Source organism: Undibacterium sp. Di27W (assembly GCF_049340345.1).
Classification (GTDB): domain Bacteria; phylum Pseudomonadota; class Gammaproteobacteria; order Burkholderiales; family Burkholderiaceae_D; genus Undibacterium.
The window spans coordinates 607799-625587 of the sequence record NZ_JBMPOS010000002.1; the positions used below are offsets into that span (position 1 = coordinate 607799).

20 protein-coding genes are annotated in these 17789 nt (G+C 52.8%); 6 read left to right on the forward strand and 14 right to left on the reverse strand.

Annotated features, from left to right (window positions below; all coding sequences use genetic code 11):
* Positions 1–12: 12 nt before the first annotated feature.
* Positions 13–594, forward strand: a complete 582-nt coding sequence (locus tag ACO0LF_RS07380; RefSeq protein WP_423013379.1) for a chemotaxis protein CheB — start codon at positions 13–15, stop codon at positions 592–594.
* Positions 591–1781, forward strand: coding sequence for a hybrid sensor histidine kinase/response regulator (locus tag ACO0LF_RS07385; protein ID WP_423013381.1), 1191 nt, complete (start codon positions 591–593; stop codon positions 1779–1781). The genes ACO0LF_RS07380 and ACO0LF_RS07385 overlap by 4 nt, the downstream gene beginning before the upstream one ends.
* A gap of 9 nt (positions 1782–1790) precedes the next feature.
* On the opposite strand, the gene ACO0LF_RS07390 is transcribed toward ACO0LF_RS07385, so the two are convergent.
* The 5 genes from ACO0LF_RS07390 to ACO0LF_RS07410 form a co-directional block, all read right to left on the reverse strand.
* Complete coding sequence (locus ACO0LF_RS07390; RefSeq protein WP_423013383.1) at positions 1791–2078, reverse strand: hypothetical protein; 288 nt, start codon at positions 2076–2078, stop codon at positions 1791–1793.
* An 8-nt stretch (positions 2079–2086) separates the two neighbouring features.
* Complete coding sequence (locus ACO0LF_RS07395; RefSeq protein ID WP_423013385.1) at positions 2087–2623, reverse strand: DUF6985 domain-containing protein; 537 nt, start codon at positions 2621–2623, stop codon at positions 2087–2089.
* A 43-nt stretch (positions 2624–2666) separates the two neighbouring features.
* The gene (locus tag ACO0LF_RS07400) at positions 2667–3881 is read right to left on the reverse strand and encodes an HDOD domain-containing protein (RefSeq protein WP_423013387.1); all 1215 of its coding nucleotides are present in this window, start codon (positions 3879–3881) and stop codon (positions 2667–2669) included.
* A 141-nt stretch (positions 3882–4022) separates the two neighbouring features.
* On the reverse strand, positions 4023–4604 hold the full coding sequence (locus tag ACO0LF_RS07405) for a gamma carbonic anhydrase family protein (RefSeq protein ID WP_423013389.1): 582 nt from the start codon (positions 4602–4604) through the stop codon (positions 4023–4025).
* A gap of 36 nt (positions 4605–4640) precedes the next feature.
* Complete coding sequence (locus ACO0LF_RS07410; RefSeq protein ID WP_423013391.1) at positions 4641–5579, reverse strand: LysR family transcriptional regulator; 939 nt, start codon at positions 5577–5579, stop codon at positions 4641–4643.
* 90 nt (positions 5580–5669) lie between these two features.
* Here ACO0LF_RS07410 and ACO0LF_RS07415 point away from each other — a divergent pair, with 90 nt between their 5' ends.
* Positions 5670–6554 carry an NmrA family NAD(P)-binding protein gene (locus tag ACO0LF_RS07415; RefSeq protein WP_423013393.1) on the forward strand — a complete coding sequence of 295 codons (885 nt, stop codon included), beginning with the start codon at positions 5670–5672 and terminating at the stop codon, positions 6552–6554.
* A gap of 48 nt (positions 6555–6602) precedes the next feature.
* On the opposite strand, the gene ACO0LF_RS07420 is transcribed toward ACO0LF_RS07415, so the two are convergent.
* Both ACO0LF_RS07420 and ACO0LF_RS07425 read right to left on the reverse strand, forming a co-directional pair.
* A complete protein-coding gene (locus ACO0LF_RS07420) occupies positions 6603–7034 on the reverse strand; it encodes an MAPEG family protein (RefSeq protein ID WP_423013395.1) in 432 nt (143 codons plus the stop codon).
* A complete protein-coding gene (locus tag ACO0LF_RS07425) occupies positions 7031–7360 on the reverse strand; it encodes a tautomerase family protein (RefSeq protein WP_423013490.1) in 330 nt (109 codons plus the stop codon). Before ACO0LF_RS07425 ends, ACO0LF_RS07420 begins: the two co-directional genes overlap by 4 nt.
* Positions 7361–7396: 36 nt before the next feature.
* Between ACO0LF_RS07425 and ACO0LF_RS07430 the strand changes: the two genes are divergently transcribed.
* Together ACO0LF_RS07430 and ACO0LF_RS07435 are read left to right on the forward strand one after the other, a co-directional pair.
* Positions 7397–8413: a GlxA family transcriptional regulator gene (locus ACO0LF_RS07430; RefSeq protein ID WP_423013397.1), complete on the forward strand. Its 1017-nt coding sequence runs from the start codon at positions 7397–7399 to the stop codon at positions 8411–8413.
* Positions 8414–8421: 8 nt separating this feature from the next.
* Positions 8422–9588, forward strand: a complete 1167-nt coding sequence (locus ACO0LF_RS07435) for an NAD(P)/FAD-dependent oxidoreductase (protein ID WP_423013399.1) — start codon at positions 8422–8424, stop codon at positions 9586–9588.
* A gap of 21 nt (positions 9589–9609) precedes the next feature.
* On the opposite strand, the gene ACO0LF_RS07440 is transcribed toward ACO0LF_RS07435, so the two are convergent.
* The gene (locus ACO0LF_RS07440) at positions 9610–10524 is read right to left on the reverse strand and encodes an AraC family transcriptional regulator (protein WP_423013401.1); all 915 of its coding nucleotides are present in this window, start codon (positions 10522–10524) and stop codon (positions 9610–9612) included.
* Positions 10525–10628: 104 nt separating this feature from the next.
* Between ACO0LF_RS07440 and ACO0LF_RS07445 the strand changes: the two genes are divergently transcribed.
* Complete coding sequence (locus ACO0LF_RS07445; RefSeq protein WP_423013403.1) at positions 10629–11375, forward strand: SDR family oxidoreductase; 747 nt, start codon at positions 10629–10631, stop codon at positions 11373–11375.
* A gap of 68 nt (positions 11376–11443) precedes the next feature.
* Here the strand turns inward: ACO0LF_RS07445 and ACO0LF_RS07450 are convergent, their stop codons facing one another.
* From ACO0LF_RS07450 to ACO0LF_RS07475, 6 genes are all read right to left on the reverse strand, one after another.
* The gene (locus tag ACO0LF_RS07450; RefSeq protein ID WP_423013405.1) at positions 11444–12472 is read right to left on the reverse strand and encodes an adenosine deaminase; all 1029 of its coding nucleotides are present in this window, start codon (positions 12470–12472) and stop codon (positions 11444–11446) included.
* Between the two features lie 270 nt (positions 12473–12742).
* The gene (locus ACO0LF_RS07455; RefSeq protein ID WP_110255008.1) at positions 12743–13000 is read right to left on the reverse strand and encodes a BTH_I0359 family protein; all 258 of its coding nucleotides are present in this window, start codon (positions 12998–13000) and stop codon (positions 12743–12745) included.
* Positions 13001–13377: 377 nt separating this feature from the next.
* On the reverse strand, positions 13378–13779 hold the full coding sequence (locus ACO0LF_RS07460; protein ID WP_423013407.1) for a GTPase: 402 nt from the start codon (positions 13777–13779) through the stop codon (positions 13378–13380).
* Positions 13780–13800: 21 nt separating this feature from the next.
* Complete coding sequence (locus ACO0LF_RS07465) at positions 13801–14523, reverse strand: response regulator (RefSeq protein ID WP_423008111.1); 723 nt, start codon at positions 14521–14523, stop codon at positions 13801–13803.
* Positions 14524–14728: 205 nt separating this feature from the next.
* Positions 14729–17161 (reverse strand): ATP-binding protein, encoded by a 2433-nt coding sequence (locus tag ACO0LF_RS07470; protein ID WP_423013409.1) that lies wholly within the window; start codon positions 17159–17161, stop codon positions 14729–14731.
* Positions 17158–17745 (reverse strand): DUF4390 domain-containing protein, encoded by a 588-nt coding sequence (locus ACO0LF_RS07475; protein ID WP_423013411.1) that lies wholly within the window; start codon positions 17743–17745, stop codon positions 17158–17160. The genes ACO0LF_RS07470 and ACO0LF_RS07475 overlap by 4 nt, the downstream gene beginning before the upstream one ends.
* Positions 17746–17789 lie beyond the last annotated feature (44 nt).

The following is a 17789-nucleotide window of genomic DNA, read 5'->3' on the forward strand; positions in this document are numbered from 1 at the left end:
CTGACCAAGACCATGCCCAGTGCAAACATAAAAAAAGCGATAGTGATAGGGGCCTCGGCTGGGGGTATCAGTGCATTGCAAGAGATATTGGTGGGTTTGCCAGCAGATTATGGCTTACCCATTATTGTCTTGCTACATTTGCCAGAAAACCGGGAAAGCAAACTGGTTGAATTGTTTGCTCATTATGTTAATTTGTCGGTCAGGGAAGCGCGCGATAAGGAGGTCATCAGCGCAGGCACTATTTATTTTGCCGGTGCCGGGTATCACTTGTCAGTAGAAGCAGATTATAGTTTTTCCTTGAGTTGTGAAGCGCCAGTATTTTTTTCACGCCCATCAATTGATGTCTTGATGGAATCTGCCGCCCATGTGTTTGCTAAAGACCTGGTTGGCATTTTGTTGACAGGCGCAAACCAGGATGGGGCTTATGGTTTAACTTGTATTGCTCAACATGGGGGATTAACGGTAGTCCAGGACCCAGGCGAGGCGCAAGTCGCCATCATGCCGAATGCCGCTATAGCGCAAATGCAGCCTGACTTGATACTGCCCTTGCATGAGATTCATCAGTTGTTATTAAGATTGAAAACCACAGTATGAGCACGAATAACATCACAAAACTTTTGATCGTTGATGACAAGCCAGAAAACCTGCAAGCGCTTGAGGCCATCATACGCCATGAGGAACGGCAGATTTTCCAGGCCGCGTCCGGTGACCAGGCGCTGGCATTATTGCTGGAGCATGAATTTGCCCTGGCCATACTGGATGTGCAAATGCCGGACATGAATGGTTTTGAGCTGGCCGAGATGATGCGCAGCACAGAAAAGACGCGGCATATCCCTATCGTCTTTGTCAGCGCTGCGGGCAAGGAACTCAATTACGCATTCAAGGGTTATGAAACCGGTGCGGTGGATTTTCTGCACAAGCCTCTGGATATCCATGCCGTGCAAAGCAAGGTGAATGTGTTTGTCGCCCTGTATCAGCAGCGCAATGAAAGCCGCAGGCAAGTACTGGCGCTGGAAATCAGCCGGGCGCAACAGGAAGTACTCTTGAAAGACCTGCATTTTGCGCAGGAAGAATTACAGCGTGCCGTGCGCATGCGCGATGACTTCATGTCCATGGTTGCCCATGAGTTACGCACGCCCTTGAATACCCTGTTTTTGGAAACACAGTTACGCACGCTGCAACTGGATCGTAGTAACACGGACTTTTTTAATGAGACTAATATGCGCAAAATGGTGGAGCGTGATCGCCGCCAGATTGAGAGCATGGTGCGCCTGATTGATGACATGCTGGATGTATCACGTATCAGGAGCGGCCAGTTATCCATACGCCGTCAAGCTACCGAGCTTACTTCCTTGCTGCAGCGTGTCGTCAATGACCTGAGTGCCCAGGCAGTGTCCAGTGGCAGCAGGATAGAACTGGAAGCGATAGAGCCTGTGACCGGCATGTGGGATCAATTCCGCATAGAGCAAATGCTGATCAATTTGCTGACCAATGCTTTACGCTATGGTGCCCAAAAACCGATTACCGTGTCTAGTGTAGTGAAGGCAGATAGCGTGCATATCCGGGTGCAGGACAGAGGCATAGGTATTTCTGATGAAAACCTGCAACGTATTTTTGCGCCGTTTGAACGCGTATTAAATGCAGATTCTTCTGGCGGCCTGGGCCTGGGCTTGTATATCACGCGACAACTGGCAGAATCACATGGTGGATTTGTCCGGGTGGAAAGCGCTATCGACGAAGGCTCTACTTTCACAGTCGTATTGCCTTTGACAGAAACTTGAAACCATTGTTTATGGAGTCGCAGTGAGCTGAAATTTTTGTATGAGTGGTAGCAGGTAGTCGTAAGCAATACCAGGTGTCACCAGCAACTGCGTCAGGTGCTCATCCTGGTAAATCATGGTGATGGAACTGCCATCCAGGCTAGATTCCCAGATCGACATGTCTTTGCTGAAATTCATGTAATGCCATGCACCATCCGTTTCCGACAAACCATCCCAGATCAATTGGGACAGCCTATCGGCTTCGTTAAAGTCAGCCCAGCTTATGGGTGTATCTCCATTTCTGGGCTTGATTTCCATGACCGTCATCAACCCCGGCTTTGATATACCACTTTATCAAGACTGGCTTCGCCAAAGGCATCGGCATTGCTGAGGTAGTCGTCAAAAGGGCCCAGCTTGCTGATTTCTGCACCATGGCGGAAAACCAGTTGCAAGCCATTTTCTTCATCCCAGTCGCAATCACATTCAACTGAAACATAAACAGTCTTGTCACCGGTCGTACGCTGGCTGACCAGGGCTTCATAGCCATACTGTATGTGCTGCCAGACATCCGCTGGCTGGGCTATCTGCACCACATCGAGTTTTTCAGATTTGCGGTAGTTGGCTATGTCCTGATAATAGGCATAGATATCAGCCTCGGCCTTTTTCAGGACGGCAGGATCAAGCTTGATGAAGTTGGCAATGGCAGTGTGAAAGTCTGTCTTGCTTGCATCGTCGGCTTCATCATAGCCTTCCAGCAGAAATTCATATTCCTGTTCTTGCAAGGTGGGGATGAGTATGGGCTGGCTGATGTACCAGCCGTTTTCTTCATCTTTTTCTACTGGTCCAAGTCCGGGGATGTTCATGGTGGGTTTTCTTTAGTGGATTGGGCAATATTTGCCGTAAGCCCTATTGTCCCACACTCCTTGCCGGAGTTTGCGCTTCCGCTTCCGGATGTTGCTGTACTCCTGTGGTGTCATATAACTGGATTTCATTTAAATGATCCAGGCAGTGGATTTCATCCGCGCTTAAGCCTACCCTGAGTTTTTTGTCGGCACTATTCAATTGCGCATGATTGACCAGCAAACGGGTCTTGGCAATCAGGTCTGCCGTGTGCAGCAAACGGCCCAGCGGGCTCCATTCTATGGCCTTGCTGCCACCTGTCTGCTGTTGCAAAGCCAGGATGACGTGTGCAGGGAATTCCCAGCGCTGGGCGACGCGGTAAGACAGGGTCGCCGCGACCGATGAAAAGATGGGCTGGAAAGCCGGTGAATACTTGAACTTGCCTTGCACGCAAACCTGGTCCAGCAGGCGGAAGGCAATAATGAGACCGACATTTTTCATCAAGCCTGTCAGGAAGGCATGGAAAGGGTCCATGTCACGCGCCAGGGTATGGCAGGCGACTGCGCATTTTTCTGACTGTGCCCAGATATGCGGGGCTGCACGGCGGGTGAACTTGCCTGCATTGAGGTTGATGATGGGACGGAAGGCAACCTTGGAAATCACCAGGCGTAAACCTTCTTCACCTAGCACCATGACCGCTTTTTCCAGGCTATTGATGCGATCCGCCGGGTTGTACAGGGCGCTATTGACAGTATTGATGACCTCACCCACCAGCACCACATCCTTGACGATCTGGTTGGACAATTCTCCGGCAGAAATGGTCTTGCTGCGCAAGCTGTTGAGCAACTGCGGAATGACACTGGGCACGCGCGGCACGATGACAGCATCATTGAGGTCAGAAGCCAGCAGTTTATAAAGGGCTTGCAAGGCATGCTGTTCATTATCTATGAGGCTGCTGCCCTCACCTGGGTAACCCATGATCCAGTCGAAGAACAGGCTTTCGACCGGGAGTGCCGGTTTCCATGCACTGAGTTTTTCTGCTTCTGCGGCAATACTTGCTGGCGCGTCTGGCGTAACGACAACGGCAGGCGGCACCTGGGGTGCTGCAGCAACGGGCGTTGGCCTCGCAACGGCGACTGGTTCAGGCACTTTTGGTGCTGTCACGATGTCAGGCAAGGGGACCGGCGCCAGTGCAGATGCTGATTTGGCTTGGTCGCTGACAGGCAGGCTTTGCTCAGCACCGAACAGGCGGTTGAAGAATTTGCTCAGGGTATTCGCCACGGCTTCCCTTTCGGTTCAAACTGCGGTTGCGCCTCGGAATGCGCCAATTGCAACTAGGCTTTCAGTTTGTATATTTGCCGTGGGCATGTCAATCCCATTCTGCGCATGGCTGAACTTGTGCTGCATTTTTAACCTAAATTGTCATTCCCCAGAGGCAAGCTGGGCATTCAGTATGGCAATTTCTGCCATGATTTCTGTAGGAAATTCTTCCCTGGCCCATTCCCGGTATTCACCACGGGCATACGCCAGACCATTCTTGTAATACATATAGGCATTCAGGCGGTTGCGCACATAATTGTTTTGTGTGCGTATAACTTTGCCCGGTGTGCCCATGACGATGGAATTGTCTGGGATCACCGTGCCTTCTTTCAGGAAAGTATGCCCGGCGATAATGCAGTTATTGCCTATCACGCAGCCATCCATGATGGTGGAATTGATACCTATCAGGCAGTTGTCGCCTATAGTGCAGCCATGGATGGTGCAGTGGTGGGTGATGGAGCAATGGCTGCCTATGATGGTAGGCGTCTGGTCACCGATATGCAGCATGACGAAATCCTGGATATTGGTATAGGCGCCAATGATGATTTCCTTGTGTTCTGACCGCGCCACGACATTCATCCAGATCGAGGCATTTTGCCCCACGCTGATCTTGCCATACAGTTGCGCCGTGTCATGGATGTACGCAGGCTTGTTGAGTTTGACGTCTGGACCTATGAATGCCATTTGATCTCCTTTGATTTTTTATCAGCATACTGCCTTTTACTGGCACTTACTCACCAGCAGTTCACGAAACCATTTCATGGCCGGGTCACGGTGGCGGCTTTCATGCCAGATCAGGCAATAGTCAAAAGCTAGTTCTGCGATATCCAGCGAGATGACACTGATCGCGTGATTGGCTTGCCAGGCGCGGGCAGCCCGTTCAGGGACTACGGCCACCACATTGCCATATTCTGCCGCGAAATTGCCCACATAGAAGTACGGTGCCTCCAGCGTGATGAAAGGCCTGGCCAGGCCAAGCTCGGTATAAACATCATCGGTGGCATAGCCATGTCGCAAGGGATAGCGGGCGGCAAACTGCGGGTAGCTGGTGGCCTGCTCCAGCAGCGCCCTTGCAGGCAAGCTGGCATGTTGCAGCAAAGGGTGGTTCGCTGCGCACACCAGCGCATAGCCGTCCGTAAACAGCTTGCGTCTGTGGAAATCTGGCGGCAAGTCGCTGCCTACGTAGAGGGCGGCATCCAGTTCGCCTCTTTCCATTCTTTCCAGTGTCTGGCTACCCCAGGCATCGACACGCAATGACAGTTGCGGCCCCTGTTGCTGGAGGTGAGGGATCAAGCCCAGCAAAATGGCGCTCATGCCATAGTCGGTAGTCGCCATCTGGAAAGTGCGTCTGGCACTGGCAGGATTAAACTGCACTTGCTCGAACAGGGCATCTGTCCTGCCCAGGATATCCCGTAACTGCGGCAAGAGCTGTATCGCCATCGGCGTCAGCAAATAGCCGCGGCCACTGCGTACGAGCAAAGGATCATCGAATTGCGAGCGCAGCCTGGCCGTGGCACGTGATGCGGCTGGCTGGCTCATCCCCAGTTGCTCACCTGCCCGCGTGACGCTGGCTTGCTCCAGCAAGGCACGCAAGAAATGCAACTGGTTCAAGTCGCGCTGATCGTGAAGAGGAAGATTTTTAGTATCCACTTTTTGCATGTTAATCATTCTCGTACATGCATTCCCTGAATGCAAGCCTGACTGCATACTGCTTTCCATCGCAACTCATCCACACCCAAGGAGAACACCATGTATGCAATAACAGGCGCTTTTGGCCAAACTGGCCGTATTGTGAGTCAGACTTTGCTCGATGCCGGGCAGGCAGTCAGAATGATAGTCAGGCGTGACGATGCCGAGGCAGCCGCCTGGCGCGCCAAAGGTGCAGAAGTCGTCTGCGCTGACGTACACGACTTGCCCGCGCTGACAGCCGCCTTGCGTGGTGCGCAGGCAGCGTATTTGCTGAACCCGCCCAATTACATGGTGGATGACATGTTTGCTGTAGCCCGCCAGGTGCATGGCAAGCTGGTGGCTGCAGCGAATGACGCGGGTTTGCCACACATCGTCGCCTTGTCTTCAGTCGGTGCCCAGCATGGGCAAGGCACGGGCAATATCCTGACTACCCATGATTTTGAGCAGCAACTGGCTGGCTTCAAGGGCATACGCACTATATTGCGTGCTGCCAATTTTATGGAGAACTGGGCCTGGTCCATGCAGCCAGTCGCTGGCCAGGGCATCTTGCCATCCATGTTCCTGCCTGTTGACAAGGCTTTGCCCATGGTATCTGCCAGAGACATAGGTGCAACGGCGGCAGCCTTGTTGATGGACAATCCAGCCAGCAATCGCCTGATCGCCCTGCATGGCCCGGTAGATGTATCGCCTGCCGACGCCGCCACCGCCCTGGCGCATCTACTGGGGCGTTCAGTTGAGGCTATTGCCGTACCGCGTGAACAATGGCGGGATATCTTCCTTGGCAAGGGTTTCCCCGCGACCAGTGCTGACGCTTTTTGTGAAATGTTTGATGGCTTCAATAGCGGCCACATCATCTTTGATGGCGAGCTGGAAATCCGTCGCGGCAGCACCAGTCTGGAAGCTGCCTTGAGAGCTGTGCTGGCAGCACACGCGAGCACTCATTAAGAAGTCGCTGGCCGACGTTTTTTTAGACGTCGGCCTCACTACTCACTATTAAAGAGGTAGATGCTGAAAGATTCCGACAGCGATCATCCAGCACACCGCCATACCAGCCAAATACATGATGGCACGCCAGGGTTGCAGGCCGCGCAGATAAACGATGGTGTGCAAGTAACGCAGCAGTACATAGCTGCCAAACAACCAGTTGGCGCTGGATTTTTCGCCTCCCAGCAGGGTGTAAGTCAGTGCCAGGGCCAGGAAGAGTGGCAGGTTTTCTACATCATTGCGCCAGATGAGGGAGCAGCGCTGCACTATGTCAGTCTCTGTCTCTGCCTGGCGCACGCCTATCATGCCTGCATCTTCCGGCAAGATAAAGCGGCGGCTGCGCAGCCGGCTGATGATCTGTATGCCACTCAGCAAGCTGCTTTTAAGAAAGAGCGCCAACAAGGCAAGCGCAAAACTGGAGAGGGCAGGATAGTTCATCATGCTGCAAACTCAGTAGATTGCCCGCCGGTCTGCGCGTTTCTGCTGGCTGCAAATTGCATGATTTGCTGGCTTGACGGGCGCAAGCCACTTATGGACCAGCTTTCCGCCTCGCTCTCCTGGATATTGATCCAGACAGATTTCTTGAATTCCGGATTGCCGCCGCCTTCAATTTCCACCATGACATCCGCAATTTTTTCCAGCAAACGCTGTTTTTGATCCATGTTTAACATTCCTTTTATCGTATTAATTTGAACGTAGGGCATGCCACACTCCTGTGATTGCTGGTAAGGGACTTCATTGTGCCGTCTGCAGAAAAGAAGTACCATTGGCTGAATCGACAAAAAAATGGGTGAATTAGCCAGATGACGATACGCGATAAAATTATCCGCATAGGCGTGCTAGTCTACCCCGGCTGCCTGCGCAGCGGGGCAGTCATGCCGCTGGATGTATTTACTATTGCCAATACCCTGGCAGGCATACGGCCTGCGAGTGCTCAGCCTGTGCAATTTGAGGCCTTTTGGGTCAGTGCTCGTGGCGATATCTTGCAAGAAGTAGATGGCCTGCATTTTCAGGCGCGAGATGTATACGCACAAATTCATCAACAACAGCTCGATGCACTCATGGTGCCGGGCATAGATCACAGGGACAGCAGTCAGCTCGACGGCTTGCTCGATGCACTGGCACCGGAGCAAACCTTGATGGAAACTTGCTTGCAGCAGGATAGTCTGCTGATCTCCAGTTGTTCCAGCACCAGCTTACTGGCACGTACCGGCAAGCTTGATGGTCGTCGTGCCACGACCAGCTGGTGGCTCAGTGCTTATTTCCGCAAGAATTTCCCGCAGGTGTTACTGGAAGCAGAAGAGCTGATTGTGCAGGATGGTCAACTGGTGTCATCCGGCGGCGTGACTTCGTATATCGATCTCTCGCTATGGCTGGTGGCCCATTTTGCTGGGGAAGAATTGCGTCAGATGACGGCTAAGATACTGGTGGTCGATGCCAATAGAAATAGCCAGGCACCCTATGTCGCCAAGGCCATCATGCAGGATCAGGGTCATGCAGTCATAGAACGTGCAAGGCGCTGGCTGAACAAGCGTCTTGATCAACAATGGGCCATGGCTGACCTGGCCAGCTATTGCAATGTCAGCCAGCGGACTTTGCTCAGGCGTTTCCAGGAATCCATGAAACTCAGCCCTATCCACTATGTGCAACAATTAAGAGTAGAGCGCGCCAAGGCCTTGCTGGAAACCACGCGTCTGTCACTGGAAGATATTACGGCGCGCTGTGGTTATGAAGATGTCTCCAGCTTCAGTAAAATCTTCAAGCAATGGGCGCAAGTGACGCCCAAGGATTACCGGCGCAGGTTTGGATTGAGATTCTGAGGATAACCATGGATAACAGGCATATCGTGATCGTAGGCGGTGGCGTCATAGGCAGTGCAGTAGCTTATTTTCTGGCCGTGCATCCGCGCTTCCAGGGCAGGGTCACGGTGCTCGAACGCGACCCCACTTATACTCAGGCTTCATCTGCCTTGTCTGCCAGTTCCATACGCCAGCAATTCAGTACGCCACTGAATATACAGATGTCGCAATTTGGCATCGCCTTCCTGCGTGACCTGCATCAGCACCTAGCAGTTGACGGCGAGTTGCCGGAACTGGGTCTCAGCGAACATGGCTACCTATATCTTGCCAGCGATGCTGGTGCTGCCACTTTGCGTGAAAATCATGAGATACAAAAACATGAAAATGTTGATGTCGCACTGCTTGATCAAGCTACGCTGAAGCAAAAATTCCCCTGGCTGAATGTCGATGACCTGGCACTGGGTTCGCTGGGGCTCAGTGGTGAAGGCTGGTTTGATGGTTATGCCTTGCTGATGGCCTTTCGCCGCAAGGCACGCAGTCTGGGTGTCAGTTATCTGCAAGCGGATGCGCAAGGCTTTGAGCAGGAGCATGGCAGGGTAACTGGCGTACGTTTGCAGGATGGTTCTGTCATCAAATGTGATGTCGCCGTCAATGCAGCCGGTGCCTGGGCGCGGCCTTTATTGGCGGGAACAGGTTTTGATTTGCCTGTGGTTGGCCGCAAGCGCACGGTGTTTGTGGTATCCAGCCCGGCGCAGACGCCGGCCTGCCCGCTCATCATTGATCCATCCGGCTTATGGTTGCGGCCAGAAGGCCAGCAGTGGATATGTGGCTTACCACCAGAAGATGATCCCGATGATGCACCGCTGGAAGCAGACTACGAGCAGTTCGATACTGTCTGGCAAATCATGGCGAATCGCGTTCCCGCTTTTGAAGCCCTGCGCATGCAAAGAGCCTGGGCTGGTTATTATGAATACCATGTGTTTGACCAGAATGCAGTCATCGGTGCGCATCCGCAATTAGCCAACCTGATACTGGCGAATGGTTTCAGTGGCCATGGCATGCAACACGCACCCGCTACCGGGCGTGGTATTGCCGAGTTACTGGTGGATGGTGCTTACAGCAGTCTGGACCTGTCTCCCCTGTCTGCGCAACGCGTGTTATTGAACCAGCCTTTGCTGGAAAAGAATGTGATCTGAGCCTACGCTTGCAAGGCGGCTTCAGCCAGCTGTTTTCATCGCCTCCCTGGCGAAATGCGTAGGCGGCATACCAACATGGCGGGTGAAGGCCACACTGAATGCGCTGGCGGAGCCATAACCCACATGCTCTGCAATTTCCGTGATACTGGCTTCTTGCTGCGCCAGCATTTTCTTGGCCTTTGCCATGCGCCAGGTTTGCAGGTATTCCATAGGAGTGATACCCACAGTGCGGCTGAAGCGCTCGAAAAAAGTCGAACGTGACAGGGCCGCCTGCCTGGCCAGTTGCGCCACCGTCCAGGGCTGCTGGATATTTTCATGCATGGAGCGCAGCGCGATCGCCAGTCTTTCGTCTGCCAGTCCGCGTAACAGGCCAGGCGATGCATTACTCCCTGCCGTTGAGCGCAGGGCTTCGATAAGCAATACTTCCAGCAGATGCGCGAGTATGACTTCCCGCGCTGGCCTTTGTGCTCGCGATTCTTCGCTGATCAACTGCACCAGCGCGCTCAATCTGTGTTCACCACGTATATGCACTAGTTGCGGCAGCAACGATACCAGCAAGGCAGCGTCTGGCGCAGCAAAGCTGCAATGCCCTACCAGCAGTATCACCTCAGGCGGCCCGCTTTGCCTGCCCAGCCTGAATTCACCATGCAGCAAGGCGACTGGTTCGGTATCGGCATCTTCCTCGGCCAGTGCTTCCATGCTGGACATGCTAAAGCCCTGGGTGGCGGGAATGAGTACAAAGTCACCCTGTTGCAGCAGCACAGGGGCCTGCCCTGCCGCTGTCAAATAGCTGCTACCTTCAAGCATAAGGCAGTAAAAGCTTTGCCCCGATTCATTGCGGCGCACCCGCCAGGAGCCTGCAGCCTTGACGATTTTTGAATACCTGGCCTGCGGCTGGAGCAGGCTGACTACTTCGGCAAGAGGATCTGTGTTCATGAAATTCCTGGACTAATGCTAATGAGAGATGGACTATTGATTATGGATAGTCCGATCAAAGCTGATTATAGTCTGATTTTCAAAAACCACTTTCGGGTATCATCATGAAAACTGTACTCATCACTGGATGCTCATCCGGTTTCGGCCTTGTCACGGCACAATACTTTCTTGAGCGCGGCTGGAAAGTCATCGCCACCATGCGTACACCGCGTGAAGACCTGCTGCTACGCTCAGAACACTTGCGTGTACTGGCCCTGGATGTCAGCAATGCAGACAGCATACGCGCAGCAGTTGCTGCGGCAGGAGATATTGACGTGCTGGTCAATAATGCTGGCATAGGCATGCTGGGGGCGCTGGAAGGGACAGAGATGACAACGGCGCGTGCAGTCTTCGAGACCAATACTCTGGGAACCATCGCCATGACACAAGCCATGCTGCCGCAGTTCAGGCTGCGCAAGCAGGGCGTCATCATCAACGTCACGTCCAGCGTGACCCTGAAAGCCTTGCCTCTGCTGGCTGTGTATACCGCCAGCAAGGCAGCAGTGAATGCCTTTACTGAATCGCTGGCGCTGGAACTACAGCAATTCAATGTGAGTGTGAAACTGGTGCTGCCAGGGCGTGCGCCAGAGACGCGCTTTGGTGACAATGCCAGGCCACGCATGCAGACAAGTATCCCACCCGCTTATGCCGAGCTGGCGCAGGCCGTGTTTGCCGGATGGGCAGAATCACCGTCGCTGCTGACCCATGCGAGCGATGTGGTAGAGGCAGTATGGTATGCCGCGACCGATGCATCCAGCCCCATGCGCATTGCGGCAGGGGCAGATGCCCAGGCATTGATGGATGTGAATTAAAGCGAGGCTTGCTTGGCATTCCTGCCCCGGCTTCTACCGTGACAGGAATGCCCTATGTTTGATGGCACTCAGTTTTGCTTTGCGTATGCTTCCAGCTCATCCAGCCAGATCTGCTTTTGTTCAGGCGTGACAAAAGATGCCTCAAAGGCATTGCGTGCCAGCTGTACTAATTCTTCCTTGCCCAGCTCCAGCGCATCGGCGGTGGCGATGTAATTCGCATTCATATAGCCACCAAAATAAGCCGGGTCATCTGAGTTGATGGTCACGCACAAACCTGCCCGCAACATGCGCGCCAGATTATGCTCGCGCATATCCTTGACCACGCACAGCTTCAGATTCGATAGCGGGCATACGGTCAGCGGCATGCGGCTTTGCTGCAATCTGGCCATCAGGGCTGGATCTTCTTCTGCGCGCACGCCATGATCTATGCGTTCGACTTGCAAGACATCCAGGGCGCTATGGATATAGGCTGGCGGGCCTTCTTCACCAGCATGCGCGACCAGGCGAAAACCCATGGCTTGCGCAATCGTGAAGACATGGGCGAATTTTTCTGGCGGGTTGCCCACTTCGGCAGAATCCAGGCCCACGCCCGTCCACAGGTCAGCATACTCATCGCGCAAGGGCAGGGCTGCTTCCAGCGTGGCAATCGCATCTTCTTCACTGAGGTGACGCAGGAAGCACAAGATCATGGCGCCAGAAAAACCGTGTTTGGCACGTGCCTCACGCAAGGCGCGGGCGATGCCGGAGAACACCGTCGTGATATGTATCCCGCGCGCAGTATGGGTTTGCGGATCAAAGAACAATTCCACATGGCGCACATTGTCGGCCAGGGCGCGTTCTATATAGGCATGCGTGAGGTCAAAAAAGTCCTGTTCGGTTTGCAGCACCGCAGCCCCGGCATAATACAGGTCCAGGAAAGACTGCAAATCGGCAAAGTCATAGGCTGCGCGTACTTCTTCCACGCTGGCATAGGGTAATTGCACACCGTTTTTTTGGGCGAGCGCAAACATCAGCTCTGGCTCCAGTGAACCTTCTATATGCAAATGTAATTCTGCCTTGGGCAGGCCACGGATAAAGTCGTGCAATTGAGTACTCATGATCTTGAACCTGAAAAGGGGGTAAGTGCCGGATAAAAGTATGGCAATGATACGCTGAAGATATCACTGCACCCTTTTCAGGATATCAAAACCAGATGATGTTCTGTATAGATGGCCGCATATTGATACTGGCCAGTGCCTGATGGTGGGGGATTTGTGCCGCACGTATGTGGACAGACGCGAAGCAGTACAGACGACAGTCATCGTCCTTACCTGGCTTCGCGCCGCTTTCATAGTCTGTTGGTGATGCCTATACCTGTTGCCTGCAGATTAATGCAATAAAACGCTTTGACCCATATAGCCATCAAACTGGCCAAGGAAATCATCGATTTCTTCTATGCTGGGTTCGCTGGCGATGAGGTCAGTTACGTCTTTACGGAAATTGATTGCCAGGGGGCCGCCAATAAACCATTCACGACGTACTGCCTTGTCAGTGATTTCATAACCGCCAAAGCGCAGGGCTTCATGGTCGGTATCTGCGCCATATTCTATGACGCTATATTGATCGCTGTTATAGATGATGTTCATTTTATGCATCCTTTCTGGCGGGAGGAATACTTCCTCTGGTTGTCCGTTCATGGTGCTTACATGATGTTGCATACAGCGAATTTCAAGCAATTGCTCCAGTTCAAGCTACTGCACTGCGCTTATTTGGGGGCTCTTACTCTCGTAACACTTAGTACATAGGGCTATTCCGTGCTGCTATGAAGTATTACGGCATGGCAACGTCGCTACTTTAGCGACTTAACATTGGTTCACAAGCTAGTGTCTTGAATTATTGGTTCGCTGAAAAATAAATTTGGCGAAATCGGTGCGAGACAAGGAGCAAAGCACAGCAAGGCTGGTGCCTTGCGCGCATTTGCGACGCTGTATCGCATTGATTCTCGCCGGATTTATTCAGCGAATTAATAACTCAGGACACTTGTACTATTAAGCTCAAGCAAGTTAGTGTAGGTGGGGTCCTGGAGTGTCAGCAGGAGTTTATCCAGATGGGCATCGCTGGCAATGCCTAGGTATATATTAGCTGGTTTTTGCCGGAGTGCGCGGTTCAGGGTGACGCGCAGGCTGAGGTTGCCTATACAACAAAAGCAACCAGGGGCAATACGACTGATATGTAAAAAGTCGGTGGGATGCAGGATATCTTGCCCATCTGGCAAGCCTTCGAGAATGACGACATTCTTGTTGGTGTTAGCGCTGTTACCAGCGCTGTGACCAGGTAAACGGGTAAGGGAGGCTGCGATTGCTGCCTCCCTTTGGGTATAACTCGCGCCGTGTATCAGGTGTAATTGCGCTTTGGCTATGTTCACTCTGCTACTGATACTTAAGGATTACTCGCCACGTTTCGCGTATTTCATGGACTCGACGCCCAATTGCTTGAGTTTGCGATACAGATGTGTGCGTTCCAGGCCAGTTTTTTCTGCCACCCTGGTCATGCTGCCGCCTTCGCGGTTCAAGTGGTATTCAAAGTAGATGCGTTCGAAAGCATCCCTGGCTTCGCGCAGGGGCAAGTCAAATGACAGGCTGGCGAATTGATTATTGGGTGCAGCAGCAACCGGCTGGGCAGCAGAAAAATGCCTGGCTTCATAGGCTGGTGCAGCACTGCCAAAATTGCCGGAGATATTGGCGCTGGCAGGGTTGTCATTGCTGATCACGCGCAAGGCTGGCGCAGCAGGTTTTGCTGGCTCGGTGCTGCGGGTCAGGCCTTGCTGTACTGCTTTCAGCAGTTTTTGCAGGGCGATGGGTTTTTCCAGGAAATTCAAGGCACCTATCCGGGTCGCTTCGACCGCTGTATCTATCGTGGCATGACCTGACATCATAATCACGGGCATGGTCAGCAAGCCGTCCCGCTGCCATTCTTTTAACAAGGTGACACCGTCTGTATCAGGCATCCAGATGTCAAGCAAGACCAGGTCTGGCCTGGCTTCTTGCCTGGCGAGACGTGCCTGCTGTGCATTTTCAGCAAGTTGAACTACATGTCCTTCGTCCCCGAGAATTTCAGACAACAATTCACGGATACCCATTTCATCATCTACGACCAATATGTTTGCCATAAATCTACCCTATTACCGCCTCTATGTTTTTTTGGGTGCTTCTTACCGTTCGATGTTCACGCTGGCCTATCGTCTTCTTCAGACTAGCTGCTGAAAACCATATGCATTTGCTGAATAAAAAATTTCAAAACGCCCCTACTGCTTTTTTATCTGCATTCCTCTGTTGGGAACATCAGACTAATACCCGTCTGCAAATATGGCAAACTTACACCGTATTTGTATCCGGTGCTAACTTTAACAGCAAAATCGCTACTTTTGCACCGTTTGTATCGCTGCGATTTTGAATATCTATCCTGCCACCATGTTCATCGATGATTTTCTTCACCATCGCCAGACCCAGGCCGGTACCACGTGGTTTGGAAGTGGCATAGGGCTCAAATGCGCGTGCCAGGATTTTGCTGGAAAATCCCGGGCCGTTATCGATAATTGACAGGCGTACTGCAGAGTGAGCTATCTGGTCAGTTCCCGTGTAGCGCACGACATCAGTAATGACATCAATGCGCGGTACAAAACCAGGAGTGGTATTGTCGGCCACCGCATCTTGTGCATTTTGTAAAAGATTGTGAATTACCTGCCGCATCTGGGTAGCGTCCCCCATGACCTTGGGCAAATCAGCAGCCATGGTCAGCTTGATGGCATCACGGCCATCGCCAGCGATATACAGGTGCAAGACTTCATCGATCAAACCTGCCAGATTCAAAGGCATGAGAACTGCTGGTGGTGTCCGTGCATAGTCACGGAAATCATCGACCATGCGCTTCATTGATGTCACCTGGTTGACGATGGTGGTGGTGCTCTTATTGAGTATCAGGACATCGGTTTCGCTGAGCTTGTCCTGCAACTTCATTTGCAGGCGCTCGGCAGACAATTGGATAGGAGTCAGTGGGTTCTTGATTTCATGTGCCAGTCGGCGTGCTACTTCACCCCAGGCGATGGAGCGCTGCGCAGAAATGATATTGCTGATGTCATCGAACACCACCACATAGCCGCTGCCGGATGCTACCGGCAAATGTGAACCACGGGCCAGCAGGGTAATGCTTTGTTCATCTTCGGCTACCACCACTTCACCCGGCGCTGCTGGTGACGCCGCTTTTTTACCTTTATCGGGGCGTGGTACTTCGATTTGCTGTTGCCAGTGTTGCTCGCGTTCGTTTTCGCCACCGGCGGCTGACTGTGCATGCTGCTCAGAAAAAGCCTTGGAAATAGCAAAGGCAAAGGCCTGCATGCCATCAATATCGGCCAGCGGTTTATTGATTTCGCTTTCCAGCCTGCGCTGCAGGATGCGTTCTACCGATTCATTGCAGGTCACCAGATTGCCACTCTGATCCAGCACCATCACACCGGCAGACATATTTGCCAATACGGATTCCAGATAAGCCTTGGCGTTTTCCAGCTCATTGCGGTTTTTTTCTACCGTAGCGCGGGCATCGAATAATTGCCTGGTCATGGTATTAAAGGACTTGGTCAGGCTGCCCAGTTCATCCGTGCTGGTGACGATAGGACGGGGTGAGAAATTACCCTCGGTCACGGCCTTGGTGCCTTCTGCCAGTAGCAGCAGTGGCCTGGCCAGTTCACCCGAAATCAGGAAGGCGCTGGTGATGGCGGCGACAATCGCAAGCAAGAGCGTCAGCGTCAGGGTGATGATGTACATCTTTTTCAGGTTGACCCGGCCTATCGAGCGCACCTGGTATTCACGCGAGGCATTGCTCAGGGCTTCGGCATGCATGGCCAGATTGATGGGGACGGGTTGTATCAATTGCAGATACAGGGCTTCGTTTTGCAGGGAAATCCAGCCGGTGCTCATGCGTAAAGGCACGACCACACGGGAGCGCAGGATGCGGGCAGGTTCTGGCGCCAGTGCCGGGCGGGTTGCGCCACGGGTTTCAGTGCTTACGCTGGTGCTGCTAGCTGCATTGGCTGTACTTGCTGTACTTGTTGTAATGGCAGAAGCAGCGGCCGGGTCGTCATCACTGCCTGGAGTCGGCACGAGTTTTTCATCCCTGGCGGCATAAAAGCGCGATAATTTGACTTGCCTGAGCATCTCCTGTGTCGGCAACTCAGGTAGCAGGCTGTTGACGTTTTCATTGGCAGAAGCAATCAGGCGGCCCTTGCTGTTGACGATGGTAGCTTCCTGTACCTGCATACGTTCACGCAGGCGTGACAGGTGGATGGACATCGAGCTTTCAGAGGGGTCAGACAATTCCGAAGCCATGTCCTTGGCTTTGGATTGCAAGTCCGCCAGCAAGAAATCGAGTGCAGTCAGGCCCATGTTTTTGCCAGAATCGAGGGCAGATTCCACCTTGACGTCAAACCAGGATTCGATGGAACGCGAGACGAATTGCACCGACACCACATAAATCACCGTGCCTGGCAAGATACCTACCAGGGCAAACAAGACCACCAGCCTGGTCATCAGTTTCGAGCCAAACTCACGCGCCCGGAAACGGCGGAATAGTCGCAATACCAGGGTCAGTACCAGGATCAGCAGGGCCAGGGCGACGACGGCATTGGCATCCAGCAGCCATTCATAATAACGCTCAAAGCGCGAAGAATTCTCGGAAACCGTGGTCAGGAAAAACAGCAGGATGCTCATCAGAGCACCACCGATAATCAGGGCATACCGCAAAAATCTTGTCACTTGTCTTCAGCCTTGAAGGAAAAACGCTTCCACTCGGTTTTCTGACTCCAGTGACTGTCGTTGAAGCTGGGTATCTGCAAATGCATGGGGATCTTGCTCAGGCCCATGCGTAATTGCACTGAGGCGTTATAGTTGGCACCGGTGGATAGCTGGGATTTGTCAGCGATCAGCCAGCGATTTGGCCGTGTGACCAGATTCAGGGCGCTATCAAGGGAAGCAAAATTTTGCTGCAAGCCACTATTAATCGTGACGTTATATTGCTGCGTCCATTCATTGTAGGCAATCTTGACAGTGTATTCGCTGCGCACCACCTTTTCGTCGACCCAGTACCAGCGTGAACGGGTCAGCTCTACTTCGGTGGTAAACGAGACCGGTATGCCATCCCGTATGGCCTTGCGCAAGCTGTCGCTGAGTTCCAGGGAAAAAGTGGCAGCCAGGCGATATCCCTCATCGCTGGTTTCTATCCTGGCGGTTTTGACTTCCACATCGGCGGCCTGGGCCGCAGGTGCTACTGCCATTGCCAGCAGCGCCAACATCAAAGTCAGCGATAACTGGCGCAGCAGGGAAGCGAAACGTCTGAACATGCAATCAATACGAAATCAAAAGTCTGCTAATGATAGCTTGAACT

Bases quoted from the DNA above. Each gene is read 5' to 3' on its own strand.
- ACO0LF_RS07380 (WP_423013379.1), top strand. From the start codon at position 13: ATGCCCAGTGCAAACATAAAAAAAGCGATAGTGATAGGGGCCTCGGCT.
- ACO0LF_RS07385 (WP_423013381.1), top strand. From the start codon at position 591: ATGAGCACGAATAACATCACAAAACTTTTGATCGTTGATGACAAGCCA.
- ACO0LF_RS07390 (WP_423013383.1), bottom strand. From the start codon at position 2,078: ATGGAAATCAAGCCCAGAAATGGAGATACACCCATAAGCTGGGCTGAC.
- ACO0LF_RS07395 (WP_423013385.1), bottom strand. From the start codon at position 2,623: ATGAACATCCCCGGACTTGGACCAGTAGAAAAAGATGAAGAAAACGGC.
- ACO0LF_RS07405 (WP_423013389.1), bottom strand. From the start codon at position 4,604: ATGGCATTCATAGGTCCAGACGTCAAACTCAACAAGCCTGCGTACATC.
- ACO0LF_RS07410 (WP_423013391.1), bottom strand. From the start codon at position 5,579: ATGCAAAAAGTGGATACTAAAAATCTTCCTCTTCACGATCAGCGCGAC.
- ACO0LF_RS07415 (WP_423013393.1), top strand. From the start codon at position 5,670: ATGTATGCAATAACAGGCGCTTTTGGCCAAACTGGCCGTATTGTGAGT.
- ACO0LF_RS07420 (WP_423013395.1), bottom strand. From the start codon at position 7,034: ATGATGAACTATCCTGCCCTCTCCAGTTTTGCGCTTGCCTTGTTGGCG.
- ACO0LF_RS07425 (WP_423013490.1), bottom strand. From the start codon at position 7,360: ATGGTACTTCTTTTCTGCAGACGGCACAATGAAGTCCCTTACCAGCAA.
- ACO0LF_RS07430 (WP_423013397.1), top strand. From the start codon at position 7,397: ATGACGATACGCGATAAAATTATCCGCATAGGCGTGCTAGTCTACCCC.
- ACO0LF_RS07435 (WP_423013399.1), top strand. From the start codon at position 8,422: ATGGATAACAGGCATATCGTGATCGTAGGCGGTGGCGTCATAGGCAGT.
- ACO0LF_RS07440 (WP_423013401.1), bottom strand. From the start codon at position 10,524: ATGAACACAGATCCTCTTGCCGAAGTAGTCAGCCTGCTCCAGCCGCAG.
- ACO0LF_RS07445 (WP_423013403.1), top strand. From the start codon at position 10,629: ATGAAAACTGTACTCATCACTGGATGCTCATCCGGTTTCGGCCTTGTC.
- ACO0LF_RS07450 (WP_423013405.1), bottom strand. From the start codon at position 12,472: ATGAGTACTCAATTGCACGACTTTATCCGTGGCCTGCCCAAGGCAGAA.
- ACO0LF_RS07455 (WP_110255008.1), bottom strand. From the start codon at position 13,000: ATGAACATCATCTATAACAGCGATCAATATAGCGTCATAGAATATGGC.
- ACO0LF_RS07465 (WP_423008111.1), bottom strand. From the start codon at position 14,523: ATGGCAAACATATTGGTCGTAGATGATGAAATGGGTATCCGTGAATTG.
- ACO0LF_RS07475 (WP_423013411.1), bottom strand. From the start codon at position 17,745: ATGTTCAGACGTTTCGCTTCCCTGCTGCGCCAGTTATCGCTGACTTTG.